This is a genomic window from uncultured Sphingorhabdus sp. (assembly GCF_937872355.1).
Lineage (GTDB): Bacteria > Pseudomonadota > Alphaproteobacteria > Sphingomonadales > Sphingomonadaceae > Sphingorhabdus_B.
In genome coordinates this window covers 1-24,925 of the sequence record NZ_CALMSV010000216.1, presented here as the reverse complement: position 1 = coordinate 24,925, position 24,925 = coordinate 1, and the positions used below count along the sequence as shown (strand labels likewise).

The 24,925-nt window shown below is 55.4% G+C and carries 21 protein-coding genes, 1 tRNA gene and 1 other RNA gene; 20 read left to right on the top strand and 3 right to left on the bottom strand.

The genetic code is table 11. From position 1 onward, the window contains the following. The 10 genes from gatA to Q0239_RS14235 form a co-directional block, all read left to right on the top strand. Positions 1–1,327: Asp-tRNA(Asn)/Glu-tRNA(Gln) amidotransferase subunit GatA (gatA, locus tag Q0239_RS14280; RefSeq protein WP_298604021.1), on the top strand; the 1,327-nt coding region annotated here is incomplete at its 5' end. A gap of 1 nt (position 1,328) precedes the next feature. Then, complete coding sequence (gene gatB / locus Q0239_RS14275) at positions 1,329–2,801, top strand: Asp-tRNA(Asn)/Glu-tRNA(Gln) amidotransferase subunit GatB (RefSeq protein ID WP_298604019.1); 1,473 nt, start codon at positions 1,329–1,331, stop codon at positions 2,799–2,801. Positions 2,802–2,909: 108 nt separating this feature from the next. Beyond that, entirely contained in the window at positions 2,910–3,653 is a 744-nt protein-coding gene (locus Q0239_RS14270) for a hypothetical protein (protein WP_298604017.1), read from the top strand. Beyond that, on the top strand, positions 3,650–4,816 hold the full coding sequence (locus Q0239_RS14265; protein WP_298604015.1) for a M48 family metallopeptidase: 1,167 nt from the start codon (positions 3,650–3,652) through the stop codon (positions 4,814–4,816). The genes Q0239_RS14270 and Q0239_RS14265 overlap by 4 nt, the downstream gene beginning before the upstream one ends. Beyond that, positions 4,813–5,433: a hypothetical protein gene (locus Q0239_RS14260; protein ID WP_298604013.1), complete on the top strand. Its 621-nt coding sequence runs from the start codon at positions 4,813–4,815 to the stop codon at positions 5,431–5,433. The genes Q0239_RS14265 and Q0239_RS14260 overlap by 4 nt, the downstream gene beginning before the upstream one ends. 104 nt (positions 5,434–5,537) lie before the next feature. Then, a tRNA-Leu gene (locus tag Q0239_RS14255) sits at positions 5,538–5,622 on the top strand. A gap of 88 nt (positions 5,623–5,710) precedes the next feature. Next, a complete protein-coding gene (gene tig / locus Q0239_RS14250; RefSeq protein ID WP_298604011.1) occupies positions 5,711–7,219 on the top strand; it encodes a trigger factor in 1,509 nt (502 codons plus the stop codon). Positions 7,220–7,469: 250 nt separating this feature from the next. Further along, a complete protein-coding gene (locus Q0239_RS14245) occupies positions 7,470–8,105 on the top strand; it encodes an ATP-dependent Clp protease proteolytic subunit (protein ID WP_298604009.1) in 636 nt (211 codons plus the stop codon). Positions 8,106–8,254: 149 nt separating this feature from the next. Continuing rightward, positions 8,255–9,517: an ATP-dependent Clp protease ATP-binding subunit ClpX gene (gene clpX / locus Q0239_RS14240; protein WP_298604007.1), complete on the top strand. Its 1,263-nt coding sequence runs from the start codon at positions 8,255–8,257 to the stop codon at positions 9,515–9,517. Between the two features lie 259 nt (positions 9,518–9,776). Continuing rightward, entirely contained in the window at positions 9,777–13,223 is a 3,447-nt protein-coding gene (locus Q0239_RS14235; RefSeq protein ID WP_298604005.1) for a TonB-dependent receptor, read from the top strand. Between the two features lie 110 nt (positions 13,224–13,333). Here Q0239_RS14235 and mtgA read toward each other — a convergent pair whose 3' ends face one another. The 3 genes from mtgA to Q0239_RS14220 all read right to left on the bottom strand — a co-directional run bounded on the left by mtgA (position 13,334) and on the right by Q0239_RS14220 (position 16,004). After that, positions 13,334–14,035 carry a monofunctional biosynthetic peptidoglycan transglycosylase gene (mtgA, locus tag Q0239_RS14230; RefSeq protein WP_298604003.1) on the bottom strand — a complete coding sequence of 234 codons (702 nt, stop codon included), beginning with the start codon at positions 14,033–14,035 and terminating at the stop codon, positions 13,334–13,336. A gap of 52 nt (positions 14,036–14,087) precedes the next feature. Beyond that, positions 14,088–14,993 carry an RNA polymerase sigma factor RpoH gene (gene rpoH, locus Q0239_RS14225; RefSeq protein WP_298604001.1) on the bottom strand — a complete coding sequence of 302 codons (906 nt, stop codon included), beginning with the start codon at positions 14,991–14,993 and terminating at the stop codon, positions 14,088–14,090. 69 nt (positions 14,994–15,062) lie between these two features. Continuing rightward, complete coding sequence (locus Q0239_RS14220) at positions 15,063–16,004, bottom strand: RluA family pseudouridine synthase (protein ID WP_298603999.1); 942 nt, start codon at positions 16,002–16,004, stop codon at positions 15,063–15,065. 140 nt (positions 16,005–16,144) lie between these two features. Between Q0239_RS14220 and Q0239_RS14215 the strand changes: the two genes are divergently transcribed. The 10 genes from Q0239_RS14215 (at position 16,145) to Q0239_RS14170 (ending at position 24,897) form a co-directional block, all read left to right on the top strand. Continuing rightward, the gene (locus tag Q0239_RS14215) at positions 16,145–16,783 is read left to right on the top strand and encodes a histidine phosphotransferase family protein (RefSeq protein ID WP_298603997.1); all 639 of its coding nucleotides are present in this window, start codon (positions 16,145–16,147) and stop codon (positions 16,781–16,783) included. Positions 16,784–16,866: 83 nt separating this feature from the next. Further along, complete coding sequence (locus Q0239_RS14210; protein WP_298603995.1) at positions 16,867–19,260, top strand: chemotaxis protein CheA; 2,394 nt, start codon at positions 16,867–16,869, stop codon at positions 19,258–19,260. Beyond that, positions 19,178–19,696 (top strand): chemotaxis protein CheW, encoded by a 519-nt coding sequence (locus tag Q0239_RS14205; protein ID WP_298603994.1) that lies wholly within the window; start codon positions 19,178–19,180, stop codon positions 19,694–19,696. Before Q0239_RS14210 ends, Q0239_RS14205 begins: the two co-directional genes overlap by 83 nt. Before the next feature lie 99 nt (positions 19,697–19,795). After that, positions 19,796–20,158, top strand: coding sequence for a response regulator (locus Q0239_RS14200; RefSeq protein WP_298603992.1), 363 nt, complete (start codon positions 19,796–19,798; stop codon positions 20,156–20,158). A 10-nt stretch (positions 20,159–20,168) separates the two neighbouring features. Then, on the top strand, positions 20,169–21,257 hold the full coding sequence (gene cheB / locus Q0239_RS14195; RefSeq protein WP_298603990.1) for a chemotaxis-specific protein-glutamate methyltransferase CheB: 1,089 nt from the start codon (positions 20,169–20,171) through the stop codon (positions 21,255–21,257). After that, on the top strand, positions 21,254–22,120 hold the full coding sequence (locus tag Q0239_RS14190) for a CheR family methyltransferase (RefSeq protein WP_298603988.1): 867 nt from the start codon (positions 21,254–21,256) through the stop codon (positions 22,118–22,120). Before cheB ends, Q0239_RS14190 begins: the two co-directional genes overlap by 4 nt. 41 nt (positions 22,121–22,161) lie before the next feature. Beyond that, entirely contained in the window at positions 22,162–22,851 is a 690-nt protein-coding gene (locus Q0239_RS14185; protein ID WP_298603986.1) for an N-acetylmuramoyl-L-alanine amidase, read from the top strand. Between the two features lie 4 nt (positions 22,852–22,855). Beyond that, positions 22,856–23,224, top strand: an RNA gene (gene rnpB / locus Q0239_RS14180) — RNase P RNA component class A. A gap of 442 nt (positions 23,225–23,666) precedes the next feature. After that, positions 23,667–24,311: a Yip1 family protein gene (locus Q0239_RS14175; RefSeq protein ID WP_298604023.1), complete on the top strand. Its 645-nt coding sequence runs from the start codon at positions 23,667–23,669 to the stop codon at positions 24,309–24,311. 52 nt (positions 24,312–24,363) lie between these two features. Beyond that, positions 24,364–24,897 (top strand): J domain-containing protein, encoded by a 534-nt coding sequence (locus Q0239_RS14170; protein ID WP_298603984.1) that lies wholly within the window; start codon positions 24,364–24,366, stop codon positions 24,895–24,897. Positions 24,898–24,925: the final 28 nt, after the last annotated feature.

Below are 24,925 nucleotides of genomic sequence, written 5' to 3'. Positions count from 1 at the left end.
GGCAGCAAAGGCCATTGACGCTGACCGTGCCGCTGGCAAACCGCTGGGCAAGATGGCCGGCGTGCCGATTGGCATGAAAGATTTGTTCGCCACCGAAGGCGAGCAGACCACCGCGGCGAGCCATATCCTCGAAGGCTTTGTGCCGAACTATGAATCGACCGTGTCGGCCAATTTGTGGAAGGCCGGGGCAGGGATGCTGGGCAAGCTGAACCTTGACCAGTTCGCGATGGGTTCGTCGAACGAGACCAGCTATTTCGGCAATGTCATTTCGCCCTGGCGGCGCAACGACGGCAGCAATGCCGCGCTTGCACCGGGTGGATCGTCGGGCGGTTCGTCGACCGCGATTGCCGCGCGGCTCTGCCCGGCGGCGATCGGAGCCGATACCGGCGGTTCGATCCGCCAGCCGGCGGCCTTTGTCGGCATCAGTGGCATCAAGCCGACCTATGGCCGTTGCAGCCGTTGGGGCATTGTCGCCTTTGCCAGCTCGCTCGATCAGGCCGGGCCTATGGCGCGCGACGTGCGCGACTGCGCGATCATGTTGGAGGCGATGGCGGGCTTTGATCCGAAGGATTCGACCTCGCTCGAACTGCCCGTGCCCGGATGGGAAGCTGGTCTGTCGGGTGATCTTCGCGGCAAGAAAGTCGGTATACCAAAGGAATATCGCCTCGATGGTATCGATGAAGACATCGCGAAGATGTGGGACAATGGCATCGCATGGCTGAAAGATGCGGGGGCAGAGATTGTCGATATCAGCCTGCCACACACCAAATATGCGTTGCCCGCTTACTACATCATCGCGCCTGCCGAGGCTTCGTCAAACCTCGCCCGCTATGATGGCGTGCGCTATGGTCTGCGCGATCTGCCCGATGGCGCTGGCCTGCAGGATATGTACGCCGCGACCCGCGCTGCCGGTTTCGGCGCAGAGGTACGCCGCCGCATTATGATCGGCACCTATGTGCTCTCCGCCGGTTTCTATGACGCCTATTACACGCAGGCGCAAAAGGTCCGCGCGTTGATCGCCCGTGACTTCGACAATGCGTGGAAGCAATGCGACCTGATCCTCGCCCCGACCGCGCCCAGTGCGGCTTTCGGCCTGGGCGAAAAGACCAGCGATCCATTGAGCATGTATCTGAATGACGTCTTCGCTGTGCCTGCCTCACTGGCCGGATTACCTGCCATGTCGGTGCCCGGCGGCCTCGACAAGCAGGGCCTGCCGCTCGGCCTGCAAATTGTCGGCAAGGCGCTCGACGAACAGAGCGTGTTGAACGCAGGTCTGGCAATCGAGGAACGTGCCGGATTTACGGCGGAAGCGGAGAAGTGGTGGTAATATGAGTGAATACCGCATCCAGGGCGTAACCGGTGAGTGGGAGGTCGTGATCGGCCTTGAGGTTCATGCGCAGGTTACTTCAAACGCCAAGCTGTTCTCGGGCGCGTCTGCCGCTTATGGCGGCGAGCCGAACAGCCATGTCTCGCTGGTCGATGCCGCAATGCCGGGCATGCTGCCTGTGCCCAACCGCGAGTGCATCCGTCAGGCGGTGCGCACCGGCATGGCGATAAACGCGCAGATCAACAAATGGTCGCGCTTTGACCGCAAGAATTATTTCTACGCCGATTTGCCGCAGGGCTATCAGATTTCGCAACTGTATCACCCGATCGTGGGTGAGGGCGAGATTGAGGTTATTCTCGACGAGAAAGACGCCAATTCCCCGCGCAAGACCATCGGCATCGAACGCATCCATGTCGAACAGGATGCGGGCAAGCTGATGCACGATCAGCATCCGACGATGTCTTATGTTGATCTCAACCGTTCGGGTGTCGCGCTGATGGAAATCGTGTCGCGTCCTGACATGCGCTCGCCCGCAGAGGCCGGGGCTTATGTGAAGAAGCTGCGCTCGATCCTGCGCTATGTCGGCTCATGCGACGGCAATATGGAAGAAGGCTCGATGCGCGCCGACGTGAATGTCAGCGTCCGCAAGCCCGGCGAAGAATTTGGCACGCGCACCGAGACCAAGAATGTCAACTCGATCCGCTTCGTCATGCAGGCGATTGAGGTGGAGGCACGACGTCAGGTTGACCTCATCGAGGATGGCGGCACCGTCGTGCAGGAAACCCGTTTGTTCGATCCGAACAAGATGGAAACCCGTAGCATGCGCAGCAAGGAAGACGCGCACGACTATCGCTATTTCCCCGATCCGGACCTACTGCCACTCGAACTCGACGACGCGTTCCTTGAGGAGTGCAAGGCGTCGCTACCCGAACTGCCTGACGCAAAACGTGCGCGGTACGAGAATGAGCTGGGTCTATCGGCCTACAACGCAGCCGTTTTGACTGCCGAAGCCGAAACCGCCTTCTGGTTCGAAGATCTGCTGAGCCACGGCGTCGATCCCAAACAAGGCTCGAACTGGCTGCTCTCCGAACTGTTCGGCGCGCTGAACAAGCTCGGCAAGTCACTCGACGAAAGCCCGGTCAGCCCAGCACAGGCCGCCGAATTGCTCAAACTGGTTGCTGATGGCACCATCTCGGGCAGCATTGCCAAGCAAGTATTTGAAATAATGCTTGAAACTGGCGAAAGCGCAGCGAAAATCGTCGAGGAAAAGGGCCTGAAACAGACATCCGATACATCCGCAATCGAGGCTGTCATAGGTCAGGTCCTTCTGGATAATCCCGGCCAACTCGAACAATATCGCGCTGGCAAGGAACAGCTGTTCGGCTTCTTCGTCGGCCAGACGATGAAGGCAATGCAGGGCAAGGCCAATCCGGGTGTGGTCAACGAATTGCTCAAAAAGGCGCTGGCCGGCTAAGTTGCGTGTGAGACGATATCACAATCAGTTGGCGAAATAGCCTCTTGCGCGGCGACCCTATCGGCGCGAAAACTGCGGGATAGCGGCGGACGGCCGCCTGGAGCAATAATGGCGCAAGGGTTTGGAATTGGGTTGGCGTTGGCGGCACTGCTTTCCGCCAGCCCGATTCTGGCGCAGTCTCCCGTGGCAACAGAAAAATACGCCGTGCGAGAGGGGTTTGCCTTTCCGCACGATAGAGCACCCCGCATTCTGGTTTTTCGCCCTGAAGTTAAAGTGGGGGAGCAAACTACGGCGGGTATCTTCCAGAACAATGCCGAATGGCATGCCTCTGCCACGCGCGAACTTGGCAATGCTCTGATCGCGGCGGGGAGCAGGCGCGGGCTCGAAATGGTGCTGCATGAAGATCAAGCCGCGAATAGTCAGCTGTTGACAGAGCATCGTGCGCTATTCCGTCTGGTGGTCGGCACGATCATCCGGCACAAATTGTTCGGCAAAGACCCTTTGCCTTCCAAGGTTGACAGTTTCGACTGGAGCATCGGCCGAGGCGTTTCCAAAATAGCTCCAGAGGCCCGAGCCGATTATGGCCTTTTCCTGCTGAGTCAGGACAGCTTTGAATCTGCCGGACGCAGGGCAGCCAAACTGATCGCTACATTGATGGGCAATGGCGACGTCGCCGGCACCCATTTCGGCTATGCGGCTTTGGTCGATATGAAAAATGGCGACATTGTCTGGCTGGGAGTCGATTTGAAGGCCGGAGGGGATGTTCGCACGGCAGAGGGTGCTGCGCTGCGCGTTGAGCAATTGCTGAACGGTTTTCCTGCCCGCGTCGCCGGAAAGGCCGATGGTCAATGAAGCATTTCATCCATGCTTTTGCGCTTGCGACTTGTGCTTTGGCTAGCTCCGCCTCACTGGCGGCCCAGCCGCTTGAACTGCTCCCGACTAGTGCGGGGTATCAACCAAAGGACGAGATAGAGAAGGGCCTTTGGCTCGAGATGGACGAGGCCGAGCAGCAGATGCGCGCGTCCAAATTCCTGATCGAGGACTCCGAACTGAATGCCTATGTGAAAGGCGTTCTGTGTCGCGCAGTTGGCACCGATAAATGCGGCGCGGCGCGCATCTATTTGATGCGCACACCCCAATTCAATGCTGCCATGGCACCCAATGGCATGATGCTGGTGTGGAGTGGCCTGCTGTTGCGGGCGCGCAATGAGGCTGAACTGGCCGCGGTTCTAGGCCATGAATTTGTTCATTTTGAACAGCAGCATAGCCTGAAATCCTTTCATGACATCAAAGCAAAATCCAATGCGATGACCTGGTTGGGATTTGTACCCGGCGGCATGCTGGCGCAGATCGGGCTTATGGGGTCGGTATTCCGCTTCAACCGCGAAATGGAAAAACAGGCCGATATGGCCGCACTCGACTATCTTAGCGCCAGCGGATATGACCCGACGGCACCCTCCAAAATATGGGAACAGCTTCTTGGCGAAATGGAGGTGCAGGCCAAGGCGAACAAAAGCGGGGTCGTGGCGCAGGAGGCGAGCGACTTTTTCTCCTCGCACCCAAATACACGCGATCGCATGGAATATCTGCGCGCTGCGGCCCAGCGTAAAGCCCCGAGCAGCGACGATGGGGCAGGGCGCTATCGTGCTGCCATCGCCCGCTGGTGGCCGCGCCTGATCGATGACCAAGTGAAGCTCAATGATTTCGCAACCACCGAATTTTTACTCGAAGGGCTGGCGCGCGGCGATTGGACTGCCGACCTGCTTTATGCCCGCGGCGAACTGTATCGGACGCGCGGTAGAGATAGTGATCTGCAAATGGCTGAGGGTTTGTATCGGCAGTCGCTTGCCAAGGACCCCGCGCTTGCCGCAAGTACGCGTAACTTGGGTATGCTACTTCTTCGACAGGGTAAATCAGCTGAAGGGCGCAAATTGCTGCGGCGCTATTTGGACATTTACCCTGCGGCGAGCGACCGATTGTTGATTGAATCCCTAGCGCGGGAGCCGCAGAAATGAGGCTGGTTCCCCTGGCGATTTCGTTGCTGGCACTCGTTGGCGCGTCGATGCCATCCTTCGCCGAATGGAAGGTTCTGGTCGCTGACGAAGGCGTGAACGTTGCTGGCAAATATATTGTTGCGACACCAAAGGCAGGCTGGAATTCGTCCTCAGCGCGCCCATCCGATTATGGCGAACGTTGGACCCGTGACGGCCTTGCTCTCAATGAACTCACGTTTTTTGCCGCCATTCCTGACGGTGGTACTCTTTACCATGCATCAGATGGAACCAACCAGACGCTGCCCAAATTTCGTTCGACGATGCAGCCAACAGAAATTGTCGAATTGTTTGAGAACAGCAATCGTATCCTTTTGAATTCGTCAGTTTTTTCAGTCGAAGCCATCGAACCTGCCAAATTGGGAGCGCATGATGGTGTGCGCTTTGCATATAGCTATGCCGCGCAGGATGAAGGATTGACTCGGAAGGGGGAGGGGGTTGCTGCGATTGTTGAGGGCAAGCTCTATCTTGTCAATTTCATCGCTCCTGAAATCCATTATTTTGATCGTGATATCGATGAAGTCAGGCAGTTGTTCGCAACCTTGCAACTGCGTTCGCCCAAAACATCCAAGTCCCGATAACGGCCTGTCTCAGGAGCAAGCAATACTGCCGCTTTCGGCACTTGCCCTAGGCCGACTTTGCCGTTAGAGGCTCCCGACCGCACGGCCAATACGGGTGTGGCGGAGCGGGCGTGGCGGAATTGGTAGACGCGCTGGTTTTAGGTACCAGTATCGCAAGATGTGGGGGTTCGAGTCCCTTCGCCCGCACCAGTTCACAAACGCCCGGCTTCCCAGCCAAGTCCGTCCACAGATTTTTGACGCGCAAATCTGCGCAGAGTTGAGGATTAGAGTTTTAGTTATGCAAGCCCAGGAAACCCAGAATGAAGGCCTGAAGCGGGCCTATCGCCTCACCGTTACCGTCGCCGACATCGAATCGCGCATCGACGCTGAAGTGCAGAAAATTGCGCCGCAGGTGCGTATGCCCGGCTTCCGCCCTGGCAAGGTTCCGGCGAACCTCGTCAAGAAAATGCACAAGGACGCGTTGCTTCAGGAAGCGCTGAACACGTCGATTCAGGAAGGCGTCCAAAAGACGATCACCGACAACAAGCTGCGCCCGGCAACCCAGCCACATGTGCATCTTGATCATGACTATGCGCCCGGCAAGGACGCTGTCGTCGATTTCCATTTTGAAGTGCTGCCAAGCATTCCTGCCGTTTCGATTGACGGACTCTCGCTCGAACGTTTGACCGTCGAAGCAGAAGGCGCCGAAATCGATGCAGCACTGGCGCGTCTGGCAGAAGGCCACAAGAATTTCGAAACCGCCGCGAAAAGCTATAAGGCTGCTACCGGCGACGTCGTTGTCATCGATTTCGAAGGCAAGGTTGACGGCGTTCCGTTTGATGGCGGCAAGGGTGAGGGCATGTCGGTCGAACTCGGTTCGGGCCAGCTTATCCCCGGCTTTGAAGACCAGCTGGTTGGCGTGAAGGCCAATGACAGCAAGGTTATCAACGTCACCTTCCCTGAAGATTATGGTGCCAAGGAACTGGCTGGCAAGGCCGCAACCTTCGACATCGTCGTCGGCGAAGTGAAGAAGCCGGTTGAAAGCAAGGCAGATGACAGCCTTGCCCAGGCTTTCGGCCTTGAAAGCCTCGACAAGCTCAAGGAGCTCATGAAGGCTCAGGTTGAGCAGGAGCTCAACGGCCTGACCCGCACTTATATGAAGCGCCAGTTGCTCGACCAATTGGCTGCAGACCATGATTTCGAAGTGCCGCCGTCAATGGTTGAAGCCGAATTCGAACAGATCTGGGCGCAGCTCGAACAGGAAGCTTCGCGCGAGGAAGATCCTGAAGCTGCCCGCAAGGAAATGGAAGCTGAGCGCGAGGATTATCGCGACATTGCAGTCCGCCGCGTACGCCTCGGTCTACTTCTGTCTGAAATTGGCCAGGCGAATGGTGTCGAAGTCAGTCAGCAGGAAATGAATATGCTGGTGACACAGGCTGCACAGCAATATCGTCAGGAAGACCGTCAGCGCTTTGTGCAGTATCTGCAGGAAAACCCGATGGCAGCAGCACAGCTTCGCGCTCCGCTGTTCGAAGACAAGGTTGTCGACTTCCTGTTTGACAAGGCGAGCGTGACCGAAAAGACGGTGACCCGTACCGAGCTGGAAGCGGCCATTGAGGCTGAGCCCGAAGCCAAGCCCGCCAAAAAGGCTCCGGCGAAGAAAGCTGCTGCCAAGAAGGAAGCGGCCCCCGCCAAGGAAGAAAAGCCTGCTGCGAAAAAGGCCGCTACTAAAAAGGAAGCGGCTAAGGACGAGAGCGAAAAGCCTGCGAAAAAGGCCCCCGCCAAAAAGGCAGCAGCCAAGAAATAATCGCTTAGAGCGATACACAATAAAGGGCTCGGAGCGATCCGGGCCCTTTCTATTTTGGATTGCTGGTAGCCCGCGATTAAGAGAAAAGGTCTATAAAAGGCGGTCTTGGCGGGGTTCCCGGGGCAACAAAGCGGCGCCAATAGGTCATCCAGCGCTGGATTGGCCCGATCTTAACCCTTTTCCTGCTTGAAACTTTCACCTGCTGCCCCGATGTAGGCAATGTTCAGAAACACAAAGCACAGAGGCGTTCATGCACGATCCGTTCCGCGATCCCACCCAAGCACTAGTTCCCGTCGTTATCGAGCAATCGAACCGCGGCGAACGCAGCTGGGACATTTTTTCTCGTCTGCTGCGCGAACGCATCATTTTCGTGACCGGCGAAGTTGAAGACAATATGGCGGCGGTAATCACGGCGCAGCTGCTGTTCCTCGAATCCGATAATCCCAAAAAGGATATCTGGATGTACATCAACTCGCCCGGCGGCGTTGTGACAGCCGGAATGGCGATCCATGATACCATGCAATATATCCGCCCGCGCGTTGGTACTGTCTGCATCGGCCAGGCTGCATCAATGGGCAGTTTCCTGCTCGCAGCGGGTGAGCCGGGGATGCGGATCGCCTTAACCAATGCCCGCATCATGGTGCACCAACCCTCGGGCGGAGCGCGCGGCATGGCGTCGGACATTCAGATTCAGGCCAATGAGATCCTGCGCATTCGCAAGCGGATGAACGATCTTTACGCCAAATATACCGGTAAGCCTTTGAAGGATATTGAAAAGGCGATGGATCGCGATACTTTCCTCGAGGCAGATGAAGCCAAGGCATTCGGCATCGTGGACGAGGTATTCGACAAACGCCCCGCGACTACTGAAGGCAGCGATAGCTGATCTGCGTTGCCAGTCTTTACCGTTTATCGACCGCGTTTCTGAAACAGAATTGCGGATTTTTCAGCTATTGCGAAATTATGACATCGCGATAGGATGACAATGTTTGGGCAATTCATCTCAAGTTTTGCCATGCGTAGTACAGGAAGTTTATGACCAAGTTGAGCGGCTCCGATACCAAGAGCACCCTATATTGCTCCTTCTGCGGCAAGTCGCAGCACGAAGTGCGCAAATTGATTGCTGGCCCGACCGTCTTCATCTGCGATGAATGCGTTGATCTGTGCAACGACATCATCCGCGAGGAAACCAAGGGCGCGCTCACTGGCAAGAAGGACGGTGAAGTCCCTACACCGCAGGAAATCTGCGACGTTTTGGACGATTATGTAATCGGCCAGTTCCAGGCAAAGCGCGTCCTCTCGGTCGCAGTTCACAACCATTATAAGCGTCTCAACCATGCGCAGAAGAATGGCGATGTCGAACTCGCCAAGTCGAACATCTTGCTGATCGGCCCGACCGGCTGCGGCAAGACGCTGCTCGCGCAGACGCTGGCGAAGACCTTTGACGTGCCCTTCACCATGGCTGATGCGACGACTCTGACCGAAGCGGGTTATGTCGGTGAGGACGTCGAGAATATCATTCTCAAGCTTTTGCAGGCCTCGGATTACAATGTCGAGCGGGCGCAACGAGGCATTGTCTACATAGACGAAATCGACAAGATCAGCCGCAAGGCCGAAAACCCTTCGATTACTCGTGACGTCAGTGGTGAAGGCGTCCAGCAGGCGCTTCTCAAGCTGATGGAAGGCACAACCGCCAGCGTGCCCCCGCAAGGCGGGCGCAAGCATCCACAGCAGGAATTCCTGCAGGTCGACACGACAAACATTTTGTTCATCTGCGGCGGCGCCTTTGCCGGTCTTGAAAAGATCATTGCGAACCGACTTGAAGGTAAGTCGATCGGATTTGGTGCGCATGTTGCCGATCCCGACGAGCGACGCACGGGTGAGGTGCTGAAGCAGATCGAACCCGAAGATCTGTTGAAATATGGCCTGATTCCCGAATTTGTCGGGCGTTTGCCGGTCACGGCAACGCTGGAAGACCTGGATGTTGCTGCGCTGGTCAAGATTTTGGCTGAGCCCAAAAACGCTCTGGTGAAACAGTATCGCAAGCTGTTTGAAATGGAGAATGTCGGGCTGACATTCACCGACGACGCACTGGAAGCTGTGGCCAAGCGCGCCATCGAGCGCAAGACTGGCGCGCGAGGCCTTCGATCAATTCTCGAGGCGATCCTGCTCGACACAATGTTTGAACTTCCGTCTATGCATGGCGTGAGCGAGGTCGTGGTCGACAAGGATGTGGTTGAAGGCCGGAAAGAGCCCGTGCGCGTCTTCTCCGAACCAGCAAAAGAGTCCGCAGCTTAATTTTTTCTAAAGCTGTTGCTGGCGTGCAACAGTTTTGAGAAGCCCTTTTGGAAGTCCCAGATTTCCGAGGTTTTTTTGCCGTGCTTTGGCAGTGACCAAGCTTCTGGCGAATCTCTCCATGCTGCAAAGCAGCAAATGTCACATTCCTGACATACAATCAGAGCATCGATCCTTCAGCCCGAGCTTTGCCGAATCGTAAGATTCAAGCTAACGGCGGGGGATGGGGGGGGTTGCCCTCGCCCCTATATAGGGGGGTAAGATGCAAATCCGTTTCTATCTGGCGGCAGGTGTAGCCGCGCTCTCGATTGCGAGCTTCACGGCGACACCCGCCGAAGCCCAACAGATCACAACCGGTATCGAAGGTTCCGTAGTCGATGACTCGGGTAACCCGATTGGCGGCGCTGAAGTTGTCATAACGGACACCCGTACCGGTGCAACACGCACGATCACAACGGGCGCAGATGGCAAATTCAATGCATCGAACCTTGTGACGGGCGGTCCCTACACCATTTCCGCCAATGCCTCTAGTTATGAAGGCCAGTCGGCTGAGGGTATCAATACCACACTTCAGGGCAACACCAGTCTGACCTTCACCCTTGCTTCGGGTACTGGCGAAATCGTCGTTACCGGCAGCCGCGTTCAGGCAACTCAACTGGCAGTTGGCCCGGGTCAGACTTTCACCACCGAAATTCTGGAGGCAGCCCCGACTTTCAACCGCGACGTTCGCGACGTTATCCGTATCGACCCGCGCGTCAGCCTCGACCGCGACGACACTGGTTCAGGCCAGGACCGCATTTCATGCCTTGGCGGTAACGACCGCGGGAATGCATTCACCGTTGATGGTATAAGCCAAGGTGACATCTATGGCCTTAATGACACCGGCTTCTCTTCTCGCAGTTCTACCCCGCTGCCTTATGCCGCTATTCGTGAATCACAGGTGCAGTTCGCTCCCTTTGACGTGGATTATGGCCAGTTCACTGGTTGCGCAATCAACGTCGTGACCAAGTCGGGAACTAACGACTACAAGTTCGGTGGCTTCTATGAATTTTCCAACAATGATCTGCGTGCAGACGACGTTTTCGACAGCAACACCAATGCTAGCCGCGTCGTCGCGCCGATTAAGCCGGACAAGCGCTGGGGTGTTTACCTCGGAGGTCCGATTATCAAGGATAAGCTGTTCATCTTTGGCGCTTATGAAAACCAGCGTGCAGGCCAGTCGCAGGACGATGGTCCGGCAGGTGCAGGCTATGCCAACGAAATGGCGGGCGTTCCAGTAGCCGAGTTTAACCGCATCCGTGAGATTTTGAACCGCGTTTACAAGATCGATACAGGCGATCTGGTTACCAGCCGTCCCTATAAGAATGATCGCTATTTTGCTCGCGCAGACTGGCAGATCACGGACGATCATCGTCTGGAAGCGACCTATCAGAAACTCGAAGAGTCAACCTTGCGCACGGATGACCTGTTCACTGGTAACTCGCCGCAGGCAACGGGCCAGAACACCTTCTATCTGTCTGGAACCAAGTCTGACTATTATTCGGCTCGTCTTTATTCGCAATGGTCGGATGTTCTTTCGACCGAACTGCGTTACTCCCGCTCTGAAGTACAAGACCTTCAGGACCCCTTCGGTGGTGGTGAAGCGCAGTCGGCCAACCCGATTCCACGTATCATAGTTGGTATCGATAACCCGACGGGAACCGTCGATGGTACGGTGCTGGCAGGCCCGGGCAACTCGCGTTCGGCAAATGATCTGCGCACTACGCTCGAACAATATCGTGCTGTCGCAAAGCTTGATATGGGTAACCATCAGATCAAGTTCGGCGCCGAGCTGAACCGCGCTAATCTCTTTAACCTGTTCGTTCAGAACGCCACGGGCACGTTGGTGTTCCGTAACGCGACTGACCTTGAGGCGGGCCTGCTTTCGCCAGGTACGGGCAACAACCAGACCAGCACATTGCCCAACAATGTCGTTGGTGGCCTTACCGAAGGCGCCTTTGGCAACTTCTCTCAGACTGGCGATGTCAATGATGCGGCTGCCCGTTTCAACCGCAGCATCTACTCGATTTTCGCTCAGGACGATTGGCAAGTAACAGATCAGTTGAGTGCTGTATTTGGCGTTCGCGCCGATTGGTATGACGGCGGAGCGCCTCAGTTCAACCCGAACTTCTTCACACGCTATGGCATTGGTAACAACACCGGCTTCAGCAACTTGCCGCCGATAATCATGCCGCGTGCTGCACTTACTTATGATATGGGTGATTTCGCCGTATTTTCGCGGGCTCAAGTGCGTGCAGGCGTCGGAATTTTCTCCGGTGGTGATCCGCTCGTCTGGTTTGGTAACGCTTTCCAGAACGACGGTAGCGGTTTTGCACTTGCATCGACACAGGCTGCGGGCTGCCCTGCGGGCCAGATCGATGTGGTGATAGGTGGTACCTTTACCGGTCTCCCGAGCTGCTTCCGTCAGGCGGCAATTGACTCGGCTGCGCGTGGTCTTGGATTTACCCAGTCGATCGATCCTGACATTAAAACGCCTTCGGTACTGCGTGCGAACTTTGGCTTCACATCCGAACTGAATTTTACCGAAACCGGTTTCTTCAGCGGTTGGAACCTGACGCTCGACTACATCTACAGCAAGTATAAGAACCCGTTCACTGTAGTGGACTTGTCGCAAGTGCCTGAATTCCGCACTGGTCGTGCAAGCCAAACGGTCGACGGTCGTCCGATCTATGTGACAATTGATCCAAGCAATGCAGGTTGCACGGCGAAGTTTGTTTCAGCTGATCCGACGCCGGTGTTCACGGGTGTCAACGCGGCTTGCTTCACTACTGCACGTGAAGACGAATTGATGCTGACTAATGCCGGCAGTTTCCGCAGCCACAATGCATCATTCCTGCTGTCAAAATATTTTGACGGTGGCGTTTTCACCGACGGTGGTTCAACCTTTGTCAGCTTCGGTTATGCATTCTCTGACAGCCAGGATCGCCGCAACATGTACAGCTCGACCGCAGGGTCGAACTATGACATCTCGGCAGCCTTTGATCGCCAGAACCCGGCAGCATCGCGTGGCTTCTACAACAGCCGTCATAACTTCACCTTTAACACCAGTTTCAAGGAAGAGTTTTTCGGCGATTATGCGACGCGCTTTGGCCTCACCTTCATTGCACGTTCGGGTCGGCCGTACAGCCTGACCTTCACAGGTTCAGGCGTGTTTAACGACAGTGCATCAGGAGCGGACAATGCGTTGATCTATCTGCCGCCCGGTGTAACCGATCCAAATATTGCGCCGACGTCGAACATGGCGGCCGTACAATCGCTGGTTGATTTCGCAAACGGCCTTGGCTGCGCGAAAAAATATATCGGTAAATCGGTTCCGCGTAATACTTGCTCGAACAACTGGTATTATGACATGGACCTCTCGGTTTCGCAGGAACTGCCCGGACCGGGTCATTTCTTTGGCAAGAGCGACAAGATCCGTCTCTATGCGAGCTTCGACAACTTCCTGAACATGCTCGACTCGGGCTGGAATGTGCAGCGTCGCCGAGACTTCGGTGGCCGTCAGGATCTCGCTCAGGTTTCGGGCGTTGATGCACAGGGGCGCTATATCTTTTCAAGCGCAACGGGCTTGAATTCGTTTGATAGTGATAATTTCATCAACGTCAGCTCGTCCGTCTGGCGCATCAAGCTCGGCGTGTCATACGACTTCTAATCGCTTGGATTAAAATTGAATTCGGAAAGGGCGGTGCTGGAAAGTTCCGCCCTTTTTTGTTTGGGTGACAGAATTCGGTCGCAGGTAGTCCCTGCGCTGCAGTTGAAAAGCTACTTATAAATACAGCTATCCAGCCCGTCGCGCTTCACCACGCCAATCCGTGCAGCGATACTGTTTCCATAACGGCGGGTGAAGCCGCTTGCGCCGTTGACGGCGCGTTTCTTGGGTAGGGGCAGGGCGGCTGCCATGCGCGCCGCTTCAACGCGGCTGAGATTGGCGGCGCTTTTGTTGAAATAGCGTTGTGCGCCCGATTCCGCGCCATAGGTGCCAATGCCTGTCTCCGCGACGTTCAGATACACTTCCATGATCCGACGCTTCCCCCAGAATGTTTCGATGAGGAAAGTGAAATAGGTTTCGGGTACTTTGCGGACATAGCGTGTCCAGCCACTGCCTTGCCAAAGGAACACATTTTTAGCCGTCTGTTGGCTGATGGTCGAACCGCCACGAATACGTCCGCCGCGTTGGTTGCGCTGGATCGCTTTTTCGATCGCTTCGGTATCAAATCCGCTGTGCTGGCAAAATTTCCCGTCCTCGGCGGCGATGACCGCACGCACCAGATTGGGGGATATGTTCGATAAAGGCTCCCAGTCGCGTTCCGCCCCATTACTGTCGAACAGCATGGTCAAGGTCGTCGGTACCGGCACGAAGCGATACAGCAACACCAAGGCGAAGGTGATTGCCAGATACCAGAGCAGGCAGCGGATCAGGAATGAGGAGAAACGGGCGACGGGCGAACGCTTTGCTTGGGCCATGGCCTTAGCTAGCGCGCACCCGCTGCCGCGTCATCCACTTTTACAAATGCCCTTAGACGGCAGCCAGCAATCGCTTTTCACCGGCAATTCGCAGCATCGCTTTTTGCAGCTTTTCGAAGGCACGCACTTCAATCTGGCGGACGCGTTCGCGGCTGACATTATATTCCTGGCTGAGTTCCTCAAGCGTACGGGGTTCTTCAATCAGGCGGCGTTCGGTCAGGATGTGCTTTTCGCGGTCGTTCAGGCTGCCCATGGCTTCCAGCAGCAATTGGTGACGGACATCACTTTCCTGCGCTTCGGCAACACGTTCGTCTTGCAGCGGTTCGTGATCGACCAGCCAATCCTGCCACTGGCCATCGCCATCCTCGCGCATTGAGACGTTGAGCGAAGTATCCCCACCCATCGCCATTCGGCGGTTCATTTCGATGACTTCGTTTTCTGAAACGCCGAGGTCGGTCGAGATTTTGGCGACATCTTCAGGACGCAGATCGCCATCCTCGAACGCTTGCATGTTGTTTTTCATGCGGCGGAGGTTGAAGAACAGCTTCTTCTGCGCTGCGGTGGTACCGATTTTAACAAGGCTCCAGCTGCGCAGGATGAATTCCTGCATCGATGCCTTGATCCACCACATCGCATAGGTTGCGAGGCGGAATCCGCGATCGGGATCGAATTTTTTCACGCCCTGCATTAGGCCGACATTGCCTTCGGATATAAGCTCCGATACGGGCAGGCCATAGCCACGATAACCCATTGCGATTTTCGCAACGAGTCGCAAGTGCGATGATACGAGCTGCGCAGCAGCGGCAGGGTCTTCATGCTCCTGATAGCGCTTGGCGAGCATATATTCCTGCTCGGGTGCAAGTATCGGATATTTTTTAATTTCCGCCAGATAGCGGTTGAGGCTGTCGTCCCCCCCAAGGGCAGGGATAGTTGCCGGAACATTTTTAGTCTCTGACATTATCTTCCTCTTTCATGTTCGCGCCGGGGCCTCATCAAGCACCCCTTTGTCGAACGGTTACAGTGAATTTTATACCCTGAGCGACGTTAGCAGAAGCTGAATATCATCAGGCAATCTGCTTTCGAAACCCAGTCTTTCACCGGTAATGGGATGAATAAACCCCAAAGAAACCGCGTGCAAGGCTTGTCGGTCGAAATACGACTGATTTGGTCCAAATTTAAATGCTTTTCGTCGATTATTGTAAGTGGAATCTCCAACCAATGGGTGGCCGATATGCGCCATATGGACGCGGACCTGATGGGTGCGTCCGGTTTCCAGACGGCATTCGACCAGCGATGCGTCCTTGAACTGCTCAATAGTACGGTAATGGGTGACGGCGTGTTTGCCTTTGCCTTCGGGCAGGACAGCCATTTTCTTGCGATTGGTAGTCGAACGACCGATTTGGGTGCGGATAAGTCCGCCTGCAGGTGAGGGCTGGCCGACGACTACCGCCAGATAACGACGTTCTATATCGTGGGTGGCAAAGAGCTTCGCCAAGCTTTCATGTGCGGCATCGGATTTGGCAACGACCAGCAGCCCTGATGTATCCCGGTCGATGCGGTGGACAATTCCCGGACGTTGAACCCCGCCAATTCCGGACAATTTGCCTTTGCAGTGGTGGAGCAGGGCATTCACCAATGTGCCGTCGGCATGGCCTGCCGCTGGATGCACTACAAGGCCCGCAGGCTTGTTGACGATGATCAGATGTTCGTCCTCGAAGACAATGTCGAGTTCGATGTCTTGCGGTGTTGCCTTGTCTGGAACCGGAGCAGGAACAGTGAGGGTGAAAGCCCGACCGTGATGACGCTTGCTCGATGGATCAGACACAGCCTGACCGGCGATTTGCAGCGCGTCAGCCTCCAGCAACGCCTGAATACGGGCACGTGACAGCGAGGGAATGGCTTCCGCCAGAGCCCGGTCTAAACGTCCGGGCCCCAAAATGCCGCTATGCGTGACTTCTTGCCCCTCCATAGCCCGAATGTGGGGGCAATTTATTGTTTATCAAGCATGGTTTGCCGATTTTGCGGTTGTAACCGCGATTGAAGGGTTGAAACGGCATTGCACTGCGTTCATTGCACTGACGTCATGACCAACAGGGGACCCGGCTGACCATGTCCGACAATGATATCGACCTTGCTTCCTTGCTGTGCTCGCGGCTGTGCCACGATTTGCTGAGCCCTGTAGGGGCAATGAATAATGGCCTGGAACTGCTTGCGGATGAGCATGATCCTGAAATGCGCAAGCGCTGCATGGATTTGCTGGCTGAAAGCGCGAAATCAGCGGCCGACAAGCTGAAGTTTTTTCGCCTCGCATTCGGTGCTGCCGGCGGGTTTGGCAGCGAAGTTGATCCGATGGAAGCCAAAGCGGTTATTGAACCGCTGGTGACAAGTGATGGGCGCACGACCTTGCACTGGGGCGTACCGGCGGGCTTGATGCCCAAAAAGGCGGTGAAGGCTCTGTTGAACCTTGTGCTGATTGCCAAAGATGCACTGGTTCGAGGGGGTGAACTCCATGTGGGCGCAGAAGCGCGCGATGGTGAACAAGAGATCGTCATTCGCGCAACCGGACCTCGGATAATCATGGATCAATCGGTGCGTGACGCGCTTTCCGGCGAGCTGACTGAAAGCCAGATTGACTCTCGAACTGCTGCTGCATGGATGGTTCGCGGGCTTTGTGCAGCCAATGGCGGCCTGGTGCAGATTGCAGGGCCCGATGACACTCAAATTGTTATCGGAGCACTTGTCCGCTGACGCCATAAAAGGCGCCAGCGTAAAGCCCTTTTTAACCAAGATTGGACCATAAGACGCCCTGTTGATTTATTGGGGCGCCTGAAATGGATGATCTGCGCGAAGATTTTATCGCGGAAACCAGGGAAACCTTGGAAATTCTTGCCGGACAGTTGGTCCAGTGGGAGAAAACGCCCGATGATCTTGGCCTGATCGACAGCGCCTTTCGATTTGTTCACACGGTAAAGGGCAGTTGCGGCTTTCTGGACCTGCCTCGTTTGTTGCGGCTTAGTCATGCGGCCGAAGATGTTTTGAGCCATGCCCGCGATGGCCGAACAACCGTATGTCCAGAACTGGTTTCAGCTACATTGGCGGTAATCGACCGGATTGCGGCTTTGACCGATGCACTTGAAACGGGTGAATCGGTTTTTGACAATGATACCGACCTAATATCGGCAATGATTGCGTTTTTGCCTTCTGAAGCTGGCGCACCTGAATCAGCATCAGAATCCGCCGCTGCTGACGTTGATGATGAAGTTCTTGCGGTTACTGAGGACCCCAAAAACCGCAACAAAAACCGGACTGTTCGCGTTTCGTTAAACTTGCTCGACAAGCTGATGAACGGAGTGTCCGATCTTGTGCTTGCACGTAACGAGGTGTCTCGCCAACTCCGCAGATATGGCGCATCGACCGAAATCGATCATGCCTTCGGTCGCCTTTCGACAACCGTCGCAGAAATGCGTGATGCTATCGGAATGATGCGTATGCAGCATATCGACCGGTTGTTTTCGTCCCTGCCACGATTGTTGCGCGACATTTGCATTGATCTCGACAAGAGGATCGAACTGACTGTCGAAGGCAGCGAAGTTGAAGTAGACCGGGAGATGGTCGAGGCACTGCGCGATCCGTTGACCCATATTTTGCGCAATTCAGCCGATCATGGGATAGAAAGCGCCGAGGAACGGCGCGCCGCAGGCAAAGACCCGGTCGGCCATATTCACGTCATTGCCCGCCAGTCGGGCAACCAGATTCTGGTCGAGATCAGCGATGACGGCCGCGGCATTGATTTGGAAAAACTGGGCCAGAAGGCGATTGCGCGCAAATTGCTGACGGCCAGCCATTGGCAAAAAATGTCTGACCGCGCCAAACTTGACACGATTTTTGCGCCCGGACTTTCTACTGCCGACGCTGTGACAGCGATTTCCGGACGCGGCGTGGGTATGGATGTGGTTCGCAACAATATGCATGCGATTGGCGGCACCATCGATCTTGAAAACCATGAGGGGCATGGTTTGAAGATTACTTTGCGCCTGCCGCTGACCCTGTCGATCATTGCGGGCCTATCCCTTCGAGCGGGTGGGCAATTGTTCGGGATTTCGCGGTCTTCAGTGGTGGAAATCATTTCACTCTCCAACCGTAATGTCGGAATCGAACATATCGGCGAGATGCCCATTGCCAAAGTGCGCGGCGAACGTCTGGCTTATGCAAAGCTGGAAGAATTGCTGGACATTGCCGAAACTGAATGCAGCCAGGGGATGGCACGCACGCTTGTGATTATTCGCCCTGCGGTCGGTGCGACCTTCGCGCTGGATGTAGAGGCGGTCGTTGATAATGAGGAACTGGTAGTCAAACCAGGTGCCCCGCTCATCATGGCAACCGGGCTATATGCTGGCACAACGCTTCCCGACAATGGTCGCCCGATGCTGTTGCTCGACGCCAGTGGTTTGGCCGCTGCGATTGGTGTCGAAGAGGAGATTTTCGAACGCCAATCGGAATTGCAGGATTCTACGCATCTCGAAAAACGACAACGGGATTCTGGCTTGCTGTTCGAAACGATGGATGGTTCGATCCGGGCCATCCGTTTGGCCGCAGTTGAGCGGATGGAGGATTTCGAACACACAGCATTTCACGAAGTGGGCGGGCGTCTATGTATTTCGGTGAACGAAACGCTAATCGATGTACATGGCTTGGACCAGATTCCTGGTGAAGGGCATGTTAAACTTCTGCGCCTTTCCGATGGGACGAGTGCAGTATTCCTTGCTGTCGCGGATGTGATCGACATCTTCGCAATCGACGCAGAGGTTGCGCCCTCGCTCAATACGGAGACCTATGAAGGCATCGTTCACGTGGATGGCAGGCCGGTAGAGCTGCTGAGCAGCTACGGCTTTTTCGAACTGAAGTCTGGCGAAGTAAGGGCTCATGCGTCCCAAAGGCCATTGTGCTTTATCAGTGCTAATGAAGAAGATGGTTGGGAGCATAGGGTTCTGGCTCCGCTTCTTACGGCATCCGGTTACGATGTGACATTCGATGAACATCAAAGACCCTCGGCATCGGTAGTCCTCTCGCTCGACGCAGGTGCCGATAATTTGGTTGGTGACAGCCGCCTTGTGAAATTGCGGGACAGTCTGAGTTCTAGTGATGACCGGCAAGATTCCATTTATCGCTATGATCGTGCTGCACTGCTTTCTGCGGTTAATGCAAAAATTGCGGGGGGTGCTTGAAATGACCAAGCTATTTTTGATCGCTGAAATTGCTGGTACTTCTATCGCAATTTGTAGTGATGTGATCGAGTCCGTTGTGACGATCGGCGATGTGGTTGATGTACCGCGCAGTGACCCTGTTATTGCAGGCCTGTTCGCGCTTCGCAGCCGTGTTTTGACCTTGATTGACTGTCAGTACCGGGTGACGGGCCAACGCAAAACTGTCGAGCATAAGGGGCTTGCGGTTGTCGCTTCGATCGGTGGACACAATTTCGGCTTGATGGTTGACAGGGTTCGAGACGTTGTCTCGGTTGCTGACGATGCCGTAGTCCAAGCTGCAAAACTCGATCGCAAATGGCGCGATCTGGTAAGTGAGCTAGTTGAAATAGATAGCAAGTTGCACATGGTCGTCGATCCGGAGCGGTTGGTTGCCATCGATGATCGTATGGCGGCTTGAACTTGGGCATCGATTTTTGTTGCCGGATACCCTGGAATTAACCGGTCAATAACAGCCTGGCACTAAATTTGGTTCAATATGGACCAAGGAGCATCCGCAATGAAAACCTGCCTGATTGTCGATGACAGCAAAGTCATCCGGAAGGTGGCTCGCCACATATTGGAAACATTGGAATTTCAGGTGGACGAAGCTGCCGACGGGAATGAAGCACTCGATCAATGTGCCAGTCGCCAGCCCGACGTCATCCTGCTTGACTGGAATATGCCGATTATGAGCGGGATGGACTTTTTGCGCGCATATCGTGCTTCCACAGCAGCTTCCGCCAAGGTGATATTCTGCACGACGGAAAATGGCATAGGTCATATCCAGGCTGCGATCGAGGCAGGGGCGGACGAATATGTCATGAAGCCGTTCGATCGCGAAACCCTGGAAACCAAATTGCAGATGGTTGGATGTATCTGAACCACTGATCATGCGCATGTCTTCCGGCCTTGCAACTCCGCTTCAGGAACAAAATGATCGTCCGATAAGGGTATTGCTTGTCGACGACAGCAATGTTGTGCGTTCAATTTTTGCGCGGATGTTGAGCGACAGTGGAGAGATTGAGGTTGTTGGCGAAGCTGGAAACAGTGAAGAAGCTTTGAAGTTGCTCAAGACTATCCGGCCCGACATCATTCTCCTTGATATCGAAATGCCCGAGCGATCGGGTCTCGATGCACTGCCCGACATTTTGGATGCTGCCGGTGGAGGCAGAGTGCTGGTGGTATCGTCGTTCGTTGAAGAGAACGGCCCCGCGGCAATTAGAGCTCTCGAGCTCGGTGCGTGTGATACGCTTTCAAAGCCCGGTCGCTTCGGCTTTGCCGGTCGATTCCCGGAACTGCTCGTCGAAAAGGTTGTTCGCCTAGGGAGCTCCTCCCGGCTGGTTGCGCGGAAAAATTCGGCGCCTGAAAATGCTATTCCGATTTTTGATAGCAAATTCGAGATATCGGTGCCGGATTGTATCGCGATTGGTGCATCTACGGGCGGGATCCCGGTCATTTACGAAATCGTTCGTAACCTGCCGGTCGAACTGAATTGTCCGGTATTCATCGCGCAGCATCTGCCCGACGCATTTATGGAGTTTTTTGCGCGCCAGCTTTCGGCTCATACCGATCGCACGGTTTGCGTTCCAAAACCGGGAACGGAAATCGCCGAACGCACGATCTATATTTCACCAGGCAGCGCGCATTTGACTTGTGCGCAAAACGGGCGCCGCCGCAAAATTGAGCATCTCGATTATTATCCGAGCAGTCGTTACAGCCCTTCTGTCGACGCTTTGTTCGAATCTGTGGCGCAGGTTTACGGTTCGGGCGCTCTCGCGATCGTTTTGAGCGGTATGGGGAATGATGGTGCGGCAGGTGCTGTTCGTCTTTCTGCCGCCGGTGCCAATGTCATTGTACAAGACGCCGAAAGCTCCGGGGTCTGGGGAATGCCGGGGGCCGTTGCCAAGGCAGGGCTGGCCGATGCAATATTGCCGCCGCCGCTAATGTCTCGATTGCTCGCCAGAGCGGTACAACAATGACCGAGGGGCAAGTCGCGCGCGCGCATCGCAAGCTTTCCGAATTGCTCGCGCGGGAGACCGGCCAACAATTGTTAGCAAACCGGCACTGGCGCGTAGAGATGGCGCTGAAGCCGATACTGCGAAAGCATTCCATCCCTGACATCGATATGCTGGCCACCATCCTTGATGGTGGAGGCGAGCCGGAACTTCTCAAGGAATGCATGGAATCCATGGTCAACAATGAAACCTGTTTCTTCCGCGATCAGGCGAACTTTGCGCTGCTGACCGGACCGGTGATGGACTCGCTGCGTGCAGCAAGGGCGAATACAAAGCGCTTGCGGATATGGTCGGCGGCCTGCTCGACCGGGCAAGAGCCCCATTCGCTTTCCATGTCATTTCTTGAAAATGCCGAGAAGTGGCGCGGATGGAACATCCAGATTCTGGCGACTGACATTTCGACCACAGCTTTGGCCAAGGCACGCAAGGGCCAATATTCACAGTTTGAGATTCAGCGCGGCCTTCCGGTCATGTTGATGCTTAAATATTTTGACCAGGTTGATGGTGATTGGGTGGCAAAGCCTGAAGTCCGCAAAATGGTTACTTTTGCACAGCATAATCAGCTCGATAGCCCTCGCCACATGGGGCAATTTGACCTCATTCTCTGTCGCAACATGCTGATGTATCTCTGCGATGATAAAAGGCGTGAGGTTTTGGAGCAGCTCGCATCGGCATTGACTAGCGACGGCATATTGATGCTGGGCGCCGCCGAGACCGTTATTGGCCAAACGGAGAAATTCGTGGCATCGCGTGAATTTCGCGGTTTCTATCAGCGAACGGTTTCAGACAATGTTGCTACGACTGGCCAGCAACGCCTCGCTATCTAAGCGGGCTTTGCATTGAAGCACTTGCAGCCTATTAAAGCTGGATGATCTGGTATCCATCACCGAATTTCGGCGAGCGAACGCTTCCAATTACGATGCTCGTCCTGCACTATACAGGTATGAAGAGCGGTCCAGAAGCCGTCGAATGGCTCGCCAACCCGGCGTCCAAGGTTTCTGCCCATTATGTCGTCGAGGAAGACGGACAGATCATTCACATGGTCCGTGAGGAGCAACGCGCGCAGCATGCGGGGCTTTCCTATTGGCGGGGGATTACCGATTGCAATAGCGCAAGCATTGGCATCGAAATCGTCAATCCAGGGCATGAATGGGGCTATCGACCTTTTCCCGAGGAACAGATGGCGGCACTTGTTCCTTTAGTCGCCGAACTCGTTCGGACCTACGGAGTTCCCCCGCGTAATGTGGTTGGTCACAGCGATGTGGCGCCTGCGCGCAAGCAAGATCCCGGCGAATTGTTCGATTGGGAACGTCTAGCCAAAGTAGGGCTTGCAATTCCGCGACCAACAAAAAATCTTGTGGATCCCGGCTGGGGAGACGCCGCTTTCCTGCTGGCCCTTGAACGATATGGCTACGGCATCGCAGATGGCCCTAGTGCCGTGGTCGCATTCCAGCGCCGTTTCCGGCCGGAAAATATTGATGGCGTGATCGATGGCCAGTGCCGGGCTATACTGTGGAGCCTTCTCTTGGAACATGAAGGCGGATCTGCTATCGGTTGACGCGCCAGAGGGTAGGGCGACCGCCGGTGCTTCGCTTGCGGGGTGCGGGAGGAAAGTCCGGGCTCCAGCGAGGAACGGTGCCGGATAACTTCCGGCTGGGGCAACCCAAGGGAAAGTGCCACAGAAAGCATACCGCCAAGGCTTCGGCCGGGTAAGGGCGAAAGGGTGCGGCAAGAGCGCACCGCGCGGGCGGCAACGTCGGCGGCACGGCAAACCCCACCGGGAGCAAAATCGAATAGGGGCGGCATATGGCATCCTCCTGCCAGTCGCCCGGGTTGATTGCTTGACCCTTGTTGCAAGACAAGGGCTAGAGGAATGGTCGCCTATCCCTGAAAAGGGTGGACAGAACCCGGCTTACAGACCCTCTGGCAGTTTTCTCCAGTACAGGTAGACGCTACCCAACAGCGTGAGCACGACGGCCTCAACCACTATCGGTTCAAAAACGCGTGAGGAGCCGCCATCCAGCGCGAGGCTGACCAGGCGGCCCAGCAAGGCAAGGGCTGGGAGAAGCCATGTCGCCGCGAGCCAGGTCGTACTGCGTTTCCATGCTGCAACAAAGGCGAACACGGCAATCGCCAGAAAAAGGCCTCCAATATCGGCCCGAATATTGGCATTTCCGATTGCACCGATAGTCGTAATACCTCGTGCGTCCGCCAAGGAGGTAACGTCAAACCAATGTTGATACACTGAAATCAGCGACAATAGCCCGACTATGGCAACAAGTATGCGTGTTGCAGCCAGCATGAAGCATTCTCCCTTTTGATTTACTTATTGAACCAATTGTGGTTCTCTCCTGTCAGAGGGTATCTACATTGATGAGGGGAAAGCAAATGTCATTAGTCGATAGAGCGAAAAATATCCTTCTTAACCCGAAAGCCGAATGGGAGATCATCGCCAAAGAGCCTGCTACTGTGGGAAGCTTGTTCACTGGCTATGCGATTCCGTTGTCCGTGCTTCCAATTATCGGATCGGTCATTGCGCTGGGGCTGTTGGGCATCGGCGCAGGATCGCTCGCTCCTATGGGCGTTGCTTCCGTCGGAGTAGGAATAGCTGCCGGCATGGCCGCCGTGGGCTTTGTTATCGGTCTGGTCATGCTCTATGTGATGAGCCTTATCGTCAATGCGGTGTCGCCAAGCTTCAATGGCAAATCGGACATTGTCAGCGCAACGAAGTTGATGGCCTATGCGTCGACTCCGTCATGGATTGCGGGCCTGATCTCCCCGTTTCTTGGTCCTGTCGGCGGGCTCGTTTCGCTGGCAGCCATCGCTTATGTCGTATATCTGATTTACACGGGTATTGGCCCGATTATGGAAGCTCCGGCCGAGAAAGTTGCTGGTTTTACTGTAGTTATCATATTGATTTACATTGTTCTTTCGGCGGTGCTGACGATGTTTATCGGTGGTATGCTGATCGCCACTTTCTTTGGTGGCGCTATGATGGCTGGCGCAGCCAGCATGTGATTTGGCTGAATTCGGCCTAGCATCGGAGCCATGCCATCGCTAAGGCGGCGGCATGGCTCGTTCTTCACGCAGTAATGACTGGGGATTTCCTCGCTGGCGCAGCTATGGCGCATCGCGCGAAGCGCAAGCCGTTAGATTATGCGACCGCGTCGGTTGCAACCAGGAGGGGAGATGTCCTGCTCCTAAATCCCCTAACAGCCCTGAACGATGGATGTTTTGCGAGGAACATGCCGCCGAGTATAATCGGGGTTGGGACTATTTCGCCGGGCTGACAGCTGAAGAAGCGGCGAAGCGCGAGGCCGATGAAAAACGGGACGCTAGCGGCTACCACGAATCTGCACATTATGGTTGGGCCGGTTCCGGTGACGGCAGCCGCAGCCGTGATGAAATGCGTGCGCTCGAACTGCTCGGTCTGGATCCGGACGCAGATTTCGAAGAAGTGAAAAAAGCTTGGCGCAAGATTGCCAAGGAAACGCATCCCGACGTGCGACCCAATGATTCAGATGCTGCTAAAGCCTTTCAGGCTGGGCAAGCGGCTTTTGATGTGTTGCGCGCGGCAGAAGAGCGGCGGGTCTGGAAAGGCTGAGCGTCGTCAGGAGTAGCGCGCGGCAGTT

Excerpts from the sequence above, each read along its gene's own strand:
- gatB (WP_298604019.1), top strand. The coding sequence starts at position 1,329 with ATGAGTGAATACCGCATCCAGGGCGTAACCGGTGAGTGGGAGGTCGTG.
- Q0239_RS14270 (WP_298604017.1), top strand. The coding sequence starts at position 2,910 with ATGGCGCAAGGGTTTGGAATTGGGTTGGCGTTGGCGGCACTGCTTTCC.
- Q0239_RS14265 (WP_298604015.1), top strand. The coding sequence starts at position 3,650 with ATGAAGCATTTCATCCATGCTTTTGCGCTTGCGACTTGTGCTTTGGCT.
- Q0239_RS14260 (WP_298604013.1), top strand. The coding sequence starts at position 4,813 with ATGAGGCTGGTTCCCCTGGCGATTTCGTTGCTGGCACTCGTTGGCGCG.
- tig (WP_298604011.1), top strand. The coding sequence starts at position 5,711 with ATGCAAGCCCAGGAAACCCAGAATGAAGGCCTGAAGCGGGCCTATCGC.
- Q0239_RS14245 (WP_298604009.1), top strand. The coding sequence starts at position 7,470 with ATGCACGATCCGTTCCGCGATCCCACCCAAGCACTAGTTCCCGTCGTT.
- clpX (WP_298604007.1), top strand. The coding sequence starts at position 8,255 with ATGACCAAGTTGAGCGGCTCCGATACCAAGAGCACCCTATATTGCTCC.
- Q0239_RS14235 (WP_298604005.1), top strand. The coding sequence starts at position 9,777 with ATGCAAATCCGTTTCTATCTGGCGGCAGGTGTAGCCGCGCTCTCGATT.
- mtgA (WP_298604003.1), bottom strand. The coding sequence starts at position 14,035 with ATGGCCCAAGCAAAGCGTTCGCCCGTCGCCCGTTTCTCCTCATTCCTG.
- rpoH (WP_298604001.1), bottom strand. The coding sequence starts at position 14,993 with ATGTCAGAGACTAAAAATGTTCCGGCAACTATCCCTGCCCTTGGGGGG.
- Q0239_RS14220 (WP_298603999.1), bottom strand. The coding sequence starts at position 16,004 with ATGGAGGGGCAAGAAGTCACGCATAGCGGCATTTTGGGGCCCGGACGT.
- Q0239_RS14215 (WP_298603997.1), top strand. The coding sequence starts at position 16,145 with ATGTCCGACAATGATATCGACCTTGCTTCCTTGCTGTGCTCGCGGCTG.
- Q0239_RS14210 (WP_298603995.1), top strand. The coding sequence starts at position 16,867 with ATGGATGATCTGCGCGAAGATTTTATCGCGGAAACCAGGGAAACCTTG.
- Q0239_RS14205 (WP_298603994.1), top strand. The coding sequence starts at position 19,178 with ATGACCGGCAAGATTCCATTTATCGCTATGATCGTGCTGCACTGCTTT.
- Q0239_RS14200 (WP_298603992.1), top strand. The coding sequence starts at position 19,796 with ATGAAAACCTGCCTGATTGTCGATGACAGCAAAGTCATCCGGAAGGTG.
- cheB (WP_298603990.1), top strand. The coding sequence starts at position 20,169 with ATGCGCATGTCTTCCGGCCTTGCAACTCCGCTTCAGGAACAAAATGAT.
- Q0239_RS14190 (WP_298603988.1), top strand. The coding sequence starts at position 21,254 with ATGACCGAGGGGCAAGTCGCGCGCGCGCATCGCAAGCTTTCCGAATTG.
- Q0239_RS14185 (WP_298603986.1), top strand. The coding sequence starts at position 22,162 with ATGATCTGGTATCCATCACCGAATTTCGGCGAGCGAACGCTTCCAATT.
- Q0239_RS14175 (WP_298604023.1), top strand. The coding sequence starts at position 23,667 with ATGAGGGGAAAGCAAATGTCATTAGTCGATAGAGCGAAAAATATCCTT.
- Q0239_RS14170 (WP_298603984.1), top strand. The coding sequence starts at position 24,364 with ATGGCTCGTTCTTCACGCAGTAATGACTGGGGATTTCCTCGCTGGCGC.